The organism is uncultured Bacteroides sp., assembly GCF_905207245.1.
Taxonomy (GTDB): Bacteria; Bacteroidota; Bacteroidia; order Bacteroidales; family Bacteroidaceae; genus Bacteroides.
Window position 1 is genome coordinate 15,713 of sequence record NZ_CAJLKP010000030.1, and the last position, 14,457, is coordinate 30,169.

At 39.5% G+C, this 14,457-nt stretch carries 6 protein-coding genes; 1 reads left to right on the top strand and 5 read right to left on the bottom strand.

The features are described 5' to 3' along the window. Positions 1-134: 134 nt before the first annotated feature. The 5 genes from QZ135_RS10825 to QZ135_RS10845 form a co-directional block, all read right to left on the bottom strand. Positions 135-1,556, bottom strand: coding sequence for a glycosyl hydrolase family 28 protein (locus QZ135_RS10825; RefSeq protein ID WP_294608855.1), 1,422 nt, complete (start codon positions 1,554-1,556; stop codon positions 135-137). Between the two features lie 73 nt (positions 1,557-1,629). Next, positions 1,630-2,007 carry a hypothetical protein gene (locus QZ135_RS10830; RefSeq protein ID WP_294608857.1) on the bottom strand — a complete coding sequence of 126 codons (378 nt, stop codon included), beginning with the start codon at positions 2,005-2,007 and terminating at the stop codon, positions 1,630-1,632. A 33-nt stretch (positions 2,008-2,040) separates the two neighbouring features. After that, complete coding sequence (locus tag QZ135_RS10835) at positions 2,041-3,729, bottom strand: RagB/SusD family nutrient uptake outer membrane protein (protein ID WP_294608859.1); 1,689 nt, start codon at positions 3,727-3,729, stop codon at positions 2,041-2,043. A gap of 12 nt (positions 3,730-3,741) precedes the next feature. Beyond that, positions 3,742-6,903: a TonB-dependent receptor gene (locus tag QZ135_RS10840; RefSeq protein ID WP_294608861.1), complete on the bottom strand. Its 3,162-nt coding sequence runs from the start codon at positions 6,901-6,903 to the stop codon at positions 3,742-3,744. 564 nt (positions 6,904-7,467) lie between these two features. Continuing rightward, the gene (locus tag QZ135_RS10845) at positions 7,468-10,143 is read right to left on the bottom strand and encodes an alpha-L-rhamnosidase (protein WP_294608863.1); all 2,676 of its coding nucleotides are present in this window, start codon (positions 10,141-10,143) and stop codon (positions 7,468-7,470) included. A 241-nt stretch (positions 10,144-10,384) separates the two neighbouring features. Between QZ135_RS10845 and QZ135_RS10850 the strand changes: the two genes are divergently transcribed. Further along, positions 10,385-14,437, top strand: coding sequence for a response regulator (locus tag QZ135_RS10850; protein ID WP_294608865.1), 4,053 nt, complete (start codon positions 10,385-10,387; stop codon positions 14,435-14,437). Positions 14,438-14,457 lie beyond the last annotated feature (20 nt).

Sequence of the window (14,457 nt, forward strand, 5' to 3'; positions counted from 1 at the left end):
TATTCTTTATTTATTTTTTTTCTGCAAGCAAATATAGCCAATGAGTTCTAAACGAGACGTGCGCATTCTTGCCAGATATAGATAGAAAAAGGCAAAATACACACAGCATACATTTTTGACAAGGATACATACAATTATTCAGGCACCTTCACATTTTTACAATCTTTCAAGCGAATCACAGAGAGTTCACTATCCGGAGATTGCAATGCAGAGTCGGTAATTTCAAGTCCGTTTACATCTTCAGCAACAACCGCATGCCGTTCTTCTTTATCACCAACGGTTGAGAGCTTCATATTTATAAAACGAATATTGTCAGCATGTCGTATATAAACTCCATAAGCAGGTAACATCATGCCGAACATTCGATTCTCAGGATAGGCTTTTTCAACCTCCGGTACTTCTACCATCGTATCCGAAACTTTTCCTCCACCTTTCAACTTAAAGTCTATATCACGAATCTCCACATTGTCAACACGAAGTCCGGGAACACCTGTAATGGAACTTGCAACATAACTGGCAGAACTTGCTGTGATATTCTTTATCAATACATCCTTCAGATAAGATTTCTCTGAAGTTTTACGTCTACCCAAGCGGATAAATAGGGGTGTCTGCACATCTTCCATCGTCAAATCGGAAATGACAACATCTTCCATAAAACCACCGTCAACCACTTCAAGGGCCATACCCGCTATACCAGTAATCGGATCAGAAACTCCCGGAACACGTTTTTCCCAAAAACGAAGCAAAGATCTGCTACATTTATGAAGGGTGCAATCAGAGACCCGGATATTGCGAAATCCTCCGGCACTGGCAGTACCAAATTTAATAAAATTACAGTTAGAAGATAGGTCACAATTCTTCACTGTAACATTCTCGACCACATAATCCGGGTCTTCACTCTTGAAACAGATGGCATCATCATCTGTATCAACTACACAATCTGTGATAGTAACATTCCGGCTCTCAATATCAAAGCCATCATTATTCCAATTTGCATGTCCTTCCACATACACTTTACTGATATCAACCCCATCACAACGCACAAAACGGAATGTCCAAAACCCAGAGTTTGATAATTTCACTCCATTTACATGAACCTTATTACAATCGAGCAGGAGTACCAGAGTGGGGCGGTTCGGAGCATCATTTCCTTTATTAAAAGCCGATCCATTACCATCTATCTCTCCCTCACCTGTAATTGAAATATTGTCTGCTCTCTCTGCAAAAACCAGAGCTTTGCGTCTTCCTTTATCAGGATAATCAGCAATATTCTTACTACCCAGAATCGTGGCACCTTTCTCCAGATTTAAAGTAACATTCTTCTTCAACACCAGTGTTCCGGTCAGATACTTTCCGGCAGGTAAAGATACAACGCCTCCCCCTTGTTTGGCACAGTCATCAATCGCCTTTTGAAGACCAGCAGTAGTTAAGGTCTTCCCATCCGTATGAATCGCATATTTGTCTGTTATAGGTTCCGAACTATTCTGTTCTTTATTGGTACAAGCCATAAAGAATAAACAGAAGCAAAACAGTCCCCATGCTATAGTATTATTCATTATTCTGATTCTTTAAATGAATGAGGCTGCGGCAAAATAATATTGACACAGCCTCATCATAGTTATTAATTAATTAGTTAGCTGCAGGTATTACAGTCACTGTCCATTGCTTCACCACCGTTTTACCCGGTGAAGTCACCGTATATGTACGGGGAGTGGAATAATCTTGAAAACCAACAGCCATACCCGGAGTCAGGGTTGCTCCCGCAGAAATGGTTGCTATCATCTTCAGATCAGTAATATCAGCGTCTTTTTTCAGAGTAACCATGACAGTTCCAGCTTCAGAGTCAATCTGAGTCTTATCACTCATAACCCCCTCTGCCCTATTATATACTGTCACATTTGTAATCTCTGCTTTTTCATAAGCCTCGTCTACTGTATAGTCATCATCTCCACATGACACAAAAGCCAGCGCCAAAGCAACGAACATAAAAAATAGTATCTTTTTCATCTTATAGCTACTTTTAAATTATACAATCATCATTTACCACAAAGGATTCTGATCCAAATTAGGATTCTTGTCACGCGCAGACTGTGGAATCGGCAGCAAATAGTCGCGAGGTGCCATGAATGTCTTCTTGCATACAAATACCGTTTCATAAGTAGGAACGATTTCTCCATCAGCTCGTTTTATATAAGTCACAAGGCAACCTTGTGCATCCTTATTCAACACTTCCTCACCAATCTTCCACCGTTGAATATCAAACCATCTTTTACCTTCAAGAGCCAGTTCTATACGACGTTCATGACGAATACGTTTTCTCATTTCACTTTTGTCCAGACCTGTAGGAAGTGCAGGTTGTCCGGCACGGGCACGTATTTCATTTATTGCACCATATACTTCAGCAGTCGGTCCATTCACCTCGTTCTCTGCCTCGGCCAAAGTCAACAAAATTTCTGCATAACGCAAAACGATAAAGTTATGTCCGCCGCCTACACCACGCCCACGATTATCATAGCCGCAAAGCACATCCTGATTCATATATTTCCCAATGTAATATCCGGTTTTTGTGCATGAAGGTTTACCAGCACTATACATTCCGTTGGGGTTCTCCTTCAGATTCAGATTGCCCGGAGTATTCTGGGCAGTATATAATATCTTGTTTTTCCAAGGCTTCCCATTGTAGTGGAGGGTTGCATAGAAACGCTTGTCGCGATTTTCATAAGGAGCTGCAGCATGTTCCGGATTATTCCAGTCAAAAGGTTCACCGGTAGCCATTTCAAATTCATCTGCCAGACTTGCAGTCGGGTGGTCTTTGCTCCAACCATATTCAGCCGGTGTACCGGGTTCAGGAGGAGCCAGAACAGTCTGTGCACTCGACCATCTATACGGATACGCAAACTGGATATCAAAAATAACTTCACTATTGTGTTCATTATCCTCATAAAACATCTCGGCAAATCCATTCTGATATAAAGAATAAGTACCTTTCAAATCACCACTAACTAAAACACGGGCAGTTTTAGCCGCATCTGCATAGTATTTGGAATCTATGATTCCGGCTGCATACAAATAAGTGGCCGCCATCATGCCCAACGCAGCTCCCTTAGTCGCACGTCCCAATTCATCATCGGGCACCGTCACCGGTAAACGGTCGGCAGCATTCTGGAAATCAGAAATAATAAATTGCAATGTAGCCTCCGGTGTAGCACGAGCCAGGAAAATGTCATCCGTGTTGCGGTCAAGCGGTTTATCAATCAGTATAGCTGCTCCGTAATAACGGAATAATTCCAGATAAAACATTGCACGCAGAAAGTATGAATCTCCCATCAAACGTTCTTTCACATTAGCAGGTAGCGGAGAGTCCGGCAAGTTCTTCAAAGCAATGTTAGCTCTACGAATGGAAGAATAACGATTACCCCATCTGTCAATCGGGGCGGAAGAGGCATTGAAGTCAAACAGATTCCATTGATTGGACGCCTTCTCACCAATCTGGATACAGTCATCCGTAAACAGGATATCGACAGCATGGTCGTTCAAGCCATTTACGCTATAATAAGGTCCATCCAAATCTCTGTAAACCTTACTCATAAACAGCATAGCACTTGACTCTGTCAACCAAATACCTTCATCGGTAACAGAATTCGTTGGTTTTATATTGTCCATAAAATCCGTGCACGAAGCATTCAACAGAAGTATGGAACAAAGGATACCATATATTATTTTTTTCATAATTATAATGCATTAAAAGGTTACACTTACACCAAATGAGCTGATAATCTGTTGTGGATATGAGTTGAAAGCTTGGTTTTCAACGTCAAAGTCGTCAGGCATTTTGCTATAAATGGTCCACAAATTATAGAAATCAGCATATAAACGTAAACTCTGCATCTTGGCTTTTTTCAGTAATTGCGGTTTAAAAGTATAGCCAATCTGCAATGATTTTAGCTTCACATAAGCAGTATTCACCATCCAGTAAGAGGATGTTTCATAGTTCTGGTTACGGATAGAGGCAGACAAACGCGGATATTTTGCATTTGGATTCGGGTTAGATTCTGTCCATGAATCCAAGTGTTCACGGCGCGGATGAATGGCATCCTTGAATGGATAACGAACATTACGGTCTCCATTGCTACCCAAATAATAGTCAGAACCGCCAGCTCCCTGAATGAACATACTGAAATCGAAGTTCTTATATTCCAGACGAAGGTTATACCCCCACATCACTTCAGGAGTCTCGTTGAAACCAATAATAACCTGGTCTTCACTATCAATCTTGCCATCACCATTGATATCCACATATTTGATATCACCAGGCAATACGCCCTTCTGATAAGCCCAGTTATCAATATCTGCCTGATCCTTAAATAATCCGGCAGCTTTATATCCCCATGTGCGTCCACTCGGTTGCCCGGTCTTACGCTTTCTTGGATTATTCTTAGTTCCGGGAGCTTCACGAATCTCAATCTGCTTGTCACGAGTAAATCCGAAAGAAACCGAATTAGACATCTTTAATCCACAGTTGAAAGTATAATGGCTGCTCAATGCTGCATCAAAACCGTACCTTTCATCTTTACCGGCGTTTTCCTTAGCCAGTCCAATGCCATATTCGGAAGATACAATCGCATTTGGGCTCAAAATTTTATCCGAGCGTTTGTCCCTGTATACGTCAAACTCAGCAATCAACAAATCATTCCAAAAATTTATGTCTAAACCTATATTAGCTTTCCAGACAGTTTCCCAAGTCAGGAAAATATTAGGTTCAGCCCCCTCCACTAAACTTTGCAATTGGGTAGGGTTTTTGCCGAACACTGCACCATTTTCAATTTTATATTGTGAAAGATAAGAAAATGCATCACCGACAGGATTGCCTGATTTACCATAAGAAGCTCTCAACTTTAAGTTATTGATAAATGAGAAATTATCTTTTATAAATGATTCCTCAGAAAGTCTCCAACCCAAAGATACGGAGGGGAAAAATGCACTTCTACGGTCAGGAGCATATTGGTAAGTCTGGTCATAGCGTCCTGCCAATTCAAGCATATACTTCTGCGCATAGTTATAATTCAGACGCATAACGTAACCTTGTTGACCAAAGCGGGTGGTGGTACCAGAGTTGCTGATAAATTCCGCAACCGGACTACCCATATTCAATTCCGGAATCATAAAATCATAATTCTTTCTACCGGCTTTGGTTTCTACCGTATTACCCCATCTCCTTTCAAATACACCTAATACACCAACCTCATGCTTACCGAATCTTCTTTCATAATTCAAATGAGCCTGAATAGTATAATAAGTCCATTGCTTATTTGTGATGTTAAGAGACGGTTTCGCTTCACCACCTTGTTGTTCTTCAATTTCACCAGCATCATTATAGGCATAAGCAGTGAAAGGATATTGCCATTCTTTTGCATCATAAATCTGACGGTCGTAACTGAATAAAGCCTTTGCAGACAAACCTTTCAAAAATGGCAGTTGCTGATCTAAAGAAACTGTTATATTCTGAAAATTATTATTGTATGTCTTATCAGCTCCATCATGCACCCCCATATACATACTGGAACCACCACCCTGCATGGCTGGTTTTCCGCCAACCATATTGGGGACTGTCGGAGCACACAAACGATACAGGTCTTCCATCATCTTTTTACCATCATAATAATGGCTCTTCTTAGTATCGTAAGCCAGATTGATATCAACACTCACTTTAGTAATGTCTATCGGATGAAAATCGACATTAGAACGGAGATTAAATCTGTCATATCCAGTGTCTTTACCCATCATACTGCCCTGATACATATATCCGAAAGAGGCGAACGCATTGATAAACTTATTACCACCACTCAGAGAGACATTGTGACGAGTAGTAGTGGTAGTCTTCATGTACTCATCCATCCAGTCTGTATTTTTGTAACGGTCGTCAGTACCATCCTTATACTTCTGCAGCAGATCATCACCATATACTTCTTTGTCGCGTCCATCCATTCTCAACGCTTCATTGTATAAGGTCAATGCATCATATGCATTCAGGAAATCAGGAGTATTCATCGGAGTCTGAAAACCAACCGAACCATCATAAGTCAAGGTTACTTTACCTTCTTTTCCTCGTTTCGTATTAATCAGAATTACGCCATTGGCCCCTTTCAAACCGTAAGGAGCAACCGCAGCAGCATCCTTCAGTACAGAAATAGATTCAATATCAGCCTGGTTTACTTTTTCCCACGGGCGTTCGATACCATCGACCAGAACCAGCGGTTTATTACCACGCAACAACACAGTCGCTGCATCCTTTCCCGGCTCACCGGAAGTCTGACGGGTAATAATGCCCGGTATCTGTCCTCCCAACTGATTGGATACATTAGCAACGGGAGCCTTAATCTTATCCCCCTGTACGGTAGCAACAGCCGAGCTCATTGTCATACGCTTCTGAGTACCGTAACCAACTACCACCACCTCATCAAGCAATTGGGTATCTTCCTCTAAAGTAATAACCAGAGGCGTTCCAGCCGTAGCTTTCATTATTTTGGTTTGATAACCAACAAATGAAATTTCTATTGTAGGATTAGGAACATCAACAGGCAAATTAAAGTTACCATCAATATCAGAGATGGCGCCCTGCGTGGTTCCTTTCACTTTAATTGTTGCACCAATGATAGACTCACCTTTGGCATCCACTACTTTTCCTGTTAGTTTTTTAGCAGTTTGCATAACACCTTGAGTGCTTGCCACAACTTCACCGATCTGTGCCTGATTGTCTTTAGCGGCATAAACATCAGTAGTTGTAGCTAAGCCAAGCGACAAAAGTGTCGCCATTAAAATGGACTTCTTAGAAAATGGCATGATATCTTCCAGCCAATAATGCCTAAGAATCATTTTCTTCTGGACATTGAGTTTGTTTCGCATAATTGTGTATTATTAATATTAGAAATAGTTCATTAAGAAACTTACTAAAAGAGAGTGTAATAAAGAATGATTTCTTCTTACTCTAAGAAAATCAAGGAGAATGTTTTTCCATACTTACAGAAATATTAAAGGTTAAACAAATGTTTTTTCTACTCTTTGAAAGGAGGGGTGAATCATGTACGTGCAATCTTCACCCTCTCACTTTACTAAAAATCTTTTTTACCTTAATGCGTAATCAATGCATATTGAAAACATACTAATGATGTTGTTTATACCGGCAAAGTTAGATGGTTAATGGTACATAAACGCATCCAGTATTGCCATTAATATGACAGAAACGGACATCTTGAGAAAACATACATTTTGGGCGAAACTGGACATGTATTGCGGAATAAATCGGTACTTCAGACGTGTTTAAACTGCATCAGAATTGTATCTACTCCCTACCTTCTCCTTATATAAAACAAGGAGAAGGTAAGGAGTAAGTAGGGAGAAGGTAAAGAGAAGGTAGGGAGTAAGTAAGGAGAGGATAAAAAAAAGCACAGCCCAAAGCTGTGCCCTCAATTATTTAGTTTTAATTTCAAAATGATAAGTACCGGTCAGCAGTTCAATGCCATCTCCCTTCTTGCGCATAGCAGATAAAGTAGCGGCATTTATCTCTTTACATTCTATTTTATAAGCTTCATTTAGATATAAGGTAGCAGAGCTGTTTGAAGGAATAGTAATCATATATTGCACCTTACCCCTGTTCTTTTTCCATGATGAAACAATTTCTCCATAAGGGGAAACATGACTTGCTTCAAAAGCATCTAAACCTACTACAAAATTGGGTCTTAATATAATATGTCTGAATCCGGGCTTCGAAGAATCAGGGTAAAGTCCTCCCAATGCTTTATAATACCAAGCGCTGATTTCTCCAAACATGATGTGGTTTAATGAAATATCTTTTTTTCCATCAATACGCCAATTCTCATAAAGAGTAGTTGCCCCATTCTTTATCCACCAACCCCAGGACGGATAGGTGTCTTTGGAAGCAAGTTGATAAGCCAGATCCGCATACCCATTCGCACTCAAAGCATTCAGAATAGTTTTACTACCCAGTAAACCTACATCCATACTACCGTCTTTACTCACTTTCTCTGCTAAGTTGTGAGCCACCAATTCTTTCAGATGTTCAGGGACTATTCCCCAATAGAGTGGTGCGCTTAACTCTGTCTGGCTTCCATCACAATAAATACCTGTTTCTTCATTCAGAAAGCGGGCATTGATGCTATTCTTTATTTTTTGCGCTAAAGCAGAATACTTTTCATAATCTTGTTGTTTGTTCAATATTCTGGCTGTTTTAGCCAGGATATCCGTATCGACATAATAATAGATGGATGAAGTCAGCTCTTTGGAGGAATGTGACTTTATAGGAATCCAATCTCCTAACCCCCAGTCCGTGATGCCCGAAGGGTATGTATAATTCAGATAATCCACATATCTTCTGATATTGTCATACATAGATTCAAGCAAATGTTTGTCTCCATAGAACAGGTAAATATTCCAAGGAATGATAGCCACCGTACTTGTCCAGTCAACACCATTTCCCCAATGATATCCCCATCCCCCTGTAGGAATAATGGCAGGAAGCACTCCATTAGGAGCTTGTTCATCTTGATGGTCGGCCAACCACTTTTCATAAACAGTGATACCATCATAATTATAAAGTCCGGTTTCAATAGCAATATGGGCATCTCCCGTCCACCCATTCTTCTCCCGTTGGGGGCAGTCCGTAGGATAGCCAAACAAGTTTGAAAGGTATGCAGAGTTCGTTGCCGCCCATATCTTATTCAATAGTTCATCAGATGATGATATTCTACCGGCAACAGGAACATCACTGTGCATGAAGTAGGCTTTCAAGCTATTATCAGTCAATTCAACCGGCTCGCTACTTGTTACTTCAACATACTGAAAACCTTTATAATTAAAACGGGCACGAAATGTTTCTTCTCCCGTACCACTCAGAATAAAGATATCCGTTTGAAAAGGATCTGAATCATCTGTAGGGCGATAATGATAATCAATATTAGACATATCTACTCTATTATCTTCTCCGATTCTCTCAGAATGCTTCAAACGAACTTCCGTACCAGGTTTTCCTTTGACGGTCAATTGGCTGACACCTGCTATATTTCGTCCTAAGTCGAATAAATAAATAGAATCAGAAAGTTTAATCATCTTTGCCGGACAGAGCTTCTCCACATCCCGTATAGGATGCATCTGCTGAGATACGATCAGAGGTGACGGAGCAGAAGTGCAACTTACATTTTTCCATTTCTTATCATCAAATCCCGGAGTATTCCAACCGGGTTGTTCCAGCCGCGCATCATAGTGTTCAGCCGTATAAATACTATTGAAAATTACCGGACTCAAAGAGGTTTTCCAGTCCTGACCAGTAGAAATGAATTCCACCTTTCCGTCGTCATATACCACACGGATATCCATACAGAATTTAGGTCTGCCACGCCAAGGCGCCTGATCGAAGTTCCACACAGCAGTAGACTGGTGATTATACCAGCCATTTCCCAATAGTACACCAATGGCATTATTTCCTTGCTTCAATAGCTGTGTAATATCATGTGTCAGATATAAAGTACGCCTATCAAAACGGGTATATGCGGGGTCAAGACGATGGTCTCCAACCCGTGAACCATTGATATAAAGTTCGTATAATCCGGCAACGGCAATATATGCACGGGCTTCCCGGATAGTACGTTTCGCTTCTAACTCTTTTCTGAAATATGCAGCAGGTTTCAGATGTATATTATGAGTATCTGATATCCAGTTACCCTTCCAGTTGTGTTTATCCATTACTCCGGTTTCAAAATAAGTTACGTCACTCGTATACATCTTATTACTATCCCAGGCACACACTTTCCAGTAATATCGCGTGTAAGGTTGAAGCTTTTGTCCGGCATAAACAACCAAAACATCTGATATTGCCTGTTTACCGGAATCCCAGCTATCACCCATTCCCTGAGCAACCCGAACGGAATCTGTACCTACAATAACCTGATAGGCTTCCTGGACATCAACATCAGCCGGCAATCGCCAGCTCAAACGTGGAGAAGTTACATCTATTCCTAACGGGGCAACCAAATATTCACAGCGAAGAACATTAAGTTTCCCTGTTGGTCCGGCTAATAATGATAAATGAAATAATGCAATAAACAAGAATGCTGATAAAATTCGTTTCATAATATAGATTACATTTTTAATGAATGATGCAAAAATAGGCAATAATCAATATAGTAATATCTACAGAAGCGCCAATAATATACGCCGACACGACAAAGAACGTGTCCATCTTCGCCATTTTTGTATAGTTATCGTCCCAAGACATAATTATGCCATTTTAAAGCATTTTTTTCAGATTGAAGCACAGAAAAAAATCATATCTTTGTTTGCATCTAGTACTTAAACAAATATGAATAGCCCCATGAAAAAACATACATTGCTGCTCTTATTATTTTTTTCTTGTGTAACAAATAATATTTATTCGCACAATCTTAGACAAATCAGTAACCGGGATGGTTTATCCAACAGTTCTGTTACTTGCCTGTTTCAAGATGACGAACGTTTTTTATGGATCGGAACCTATGACGGGCTCAACATGTATGACAGTCGGAATATCTATATTTATAAGCCCGACATCAACAACCAAAACAGTTTATCAAGCAATGTTATCAGAAATATAATAGAAACAGACAGTATTTATCTGTGGATCAGCACCAAGTGGGGACTTAATAAGTTATCGCAACGAAGCAATACCATAGAGGCATATTACAATGAATTCGGAGAAAACTCTTATATGGCTAAAGACAGCCACGATAATTTGTATGTTCTCAGTAAACCGGATATCTTGTCTTTCTATTCTAAAGTTGAAAACAAATTTATCGACCTTCCTGTACATAAAGGGATAGAATATAATACAGTATTGGGTATGCTGATTGATGCACAAGATACTATTTGGATCAATCACCAGGGAATCCTGGAGAGATATACCGTATCTGATACAGACTCTGGTCAACCCAACATTAAAAGGCATAGTGATTTTAAACATGCCCGCCCCATAGAGTATGCATTCTACCATAACAAGAAAATTATCATTGTCGACTCCGCCAAGGACATTTATTATATAACAGCTCAAGGCATTCATTTCGTTAAAAATCTGAGTAAGCTAATTAATGAGAGTGGGGAAATCGGTTCCATCATTTTCGATAACGATGATCTCCTCATCGGTTTTAAAACTAACGGCCTTATCCGGCTCGATGCAGCTAAGGGATATGAATTAGAGAAAATAGAAATTAATTGTGGAGTATTCTCATTATGGAAAGATGAACAACAAAACATTATCTGGATTGGTACAGACGGGCAAGGTATATATGCATGGACCAAAGATGAATATGCGTTCAGCAACCTATCTCTGAGCCAGCTACCTATTAACAAAAGAAGACCCATTCGGGCACTTTATACAGACCATCAAAACACTCTGTGGTTAGGAACCAAGGATAATGGCATTATCAGAATTAAGGATTACGATGTTGCGCGGGAATATTCAGCAGCTAATGTAACCCATTTCACTGTCAAGGATGGATTAGCCAATAATGCAGTCTTTGCTTTTACTGCAAGCAAGAAACACCCTATATTATGGATTGGGTCGGACGGTCCCGGATTAAACTATTATTCTTACCAAGACAACAAAATACATCCGCTTATCAACAATACCACCTCAAAAATTACACGTGTACATTCTATGAGTGAAACCTGTGACTCATTGCTATGGATAGGCTCCGGAAGCAGATTATTCAGAATCAGTATTGAAGCACATGGGAATACAATTCAGGCAAAAGAAATACGTACCATTTATTTCAGAGTACCCAACAGACAGCAGTACAATCAAATATATTCCATTTATCCGGAAAATGACTCTATTCTCTGGATTGGAATGCGGGGAAATGGAGTCATTCGTCTGAATACACAAACTGAAGCCTACCGCCTCATCACATTCGACAAAAACGGAATAGCCCCAATGAATGATATTCTCTGTATACATCAAGACAAAAATAAGGTTATATGGGTAGGAAGCAGTTATGGGCTCACCAGACTGACTTTACTACCCAATGGTGAATACGATTATAAAAACTTCAATGAAAATGAAGGATTGCCCAACAATACCATACATGGTATCGCAGAAGATCCTCAAGGCAACTTATGGCTAAGCAGTAATACTGGTATCATTTTATTTGACCCACATAAGAACACATTCCGAAACCTTAATCATAAAACAGGATTAAAGGTAATAGAGTTTAGTGATAACGCTTATTTTCAAGACAATACAAGAAACCGATATTTCTTTGGAGGCGTAGATGGTATTGTATGGATAGAAAATGGAGAAAAAAAGAGAGAAGATTTTATTCCGGATATTTTCTTTACTAAGCTCAGGATATTCAATAAAGATTATAACATATCTGAATTTAAGAAAAGGGAAGGCGACAAAGGGACAATTGTATTGAAGCATAATCAAAATTTCTTTGCTGTTTCTTTTGTAGCTATGGATTTCATTAACGGAGAGAATAGTAAGTACTCCTATAAACTGGAAAATTTTAGCGATGTATGGATGGACACACGTTCCAACGAAGCACAATTTACCAATATTCCTCCTGGCAATTATATATTGCGGGTAAAGTATAATGATGGGAACAGTAGCAATGAAAACTTAACCCAAAGTATATACATCACCATCCTCCCTCCCTGGTACTGGAGCATCCCTGCTCAAATAATCTACTTTCTACTACTTATAGGAGCAGGCATAGGACTTTTCCGATATATTCGCTGGAAGTACGAACGGCGAAAAGCTTCCATTGACAGAAGGCTGAAAGAAAAATATAAAGAAGAAATGTACGAAGGAAAGTTACGTTTCTTCACCAATATTACACATGAATTCTGCACTCCGCTCACACTTATCTACGGGCCATGCGAAAGGATACTCAATTACGCACACAGTGATGACTTTATAAAAAAGTATGCCCAGATTATTAAATCAAATACCGAACGGCTTAACAGCCTGATACAGGAAGTCATCGACTTCCGCCGTATGGAAACCGGTAATCAGATATGCCACATACAAAAATTAAATATCAGCGAATTGGGCAACGAAATCATTGAATCATTTGATGAATTGGCCGAACAGAATCGAATTCAGTTGGAAACAGACATCACTCCGGATATCATCTGGCAAAGTGACTACAGCGGTTTTACTAAAATCCTCAATAATCTTATTTCCAATGCTTTCAAATACACACCGGAAAATGGGATTATCCGTATATCCATAAAAAAAGAAGATACACTAAACATTAAAGTTTATAATACGGGAAAGGGTATCAGTAAAGAGAACCTGCCGTTAATATTTAATCGATACAACATACTCGACAATATCAAAGAAAATAGTATAAAAGGCTTATCATCCAGAAACGGATTAGGGCTCGCCATTTGCCAGAGTATGGTAGAGTTGCTACATGGAACCATTAGCGTGGAAAGTGAAGTAAATCAATATGCCCAATTTATTGTGACTTTACCTGTGCTTGAAGCCGCAAAGAAAGTGGGAAATATACACCAACATGAATCTTCCAAAATGGAACTGCCCAATTATAAAACAGAGGTAACACTATCCGAAGCAGCCAATAGTGAAGAAGAAGATAGCCAACTGAAAAACACAATTCTGATTATTGATGATAATAAAGAATTGTTGTGGATGTTGAAGGACATATTATCAGACAAATATACAATCCTAACTGCCGAAAACGGAGAAGAAGGGTTGGAACTATTAAAACAAGAAACTCCGAATCTGATTATCACAGATATCATGATGCCTAAAATTGATGGAATCACTCTGACTAAACAACTTAAAAGCAATAGGCACACTGCGCACATTCCATTGGTAATTCTTTCGGCCAAGAACACAACCGATGAGAAGATAGAAGGTATAGAATCCGGAGCGGATGCTTACATTCCCAAACCTTTCAATACACAATACCTTAGAACCATTATCAAACAACTTATAAAAAAGCAAGAAGAGTTAAAGCAATACTATAACTCTTCTGCAAGTGCATTTGACTATAGCGGAGGACAATTATTACAAAATGAGGATAAAGAATACCTGCAAACCGCTATAGAGATAATCAATGAAAACATGGATAATGCAGAATTCGGTCCCGATGAATTGGCCGAAGCAATGCAAACCAGTGGTAGAAATTTATACCGGAAGTTTAAAAAACTGAACCAAGCATCTCCCAAAGACTTCATAAAAGAGCAGAAAATGAAATATGCTGCAAAATTGCTGTTAACGACAACATTAAACATACAAGAAGTCATGTATCGGATAGCGGCTACCAACCGGTCGCATTTTTATAAAGAATTTGCCAAACGCTATAATCAAACTCCCAGAGAATATAGGGAAGCCAATAAGCAAAAAGATGACTCGCTTATTTGACGGAGTTTGTTATTTCTTTA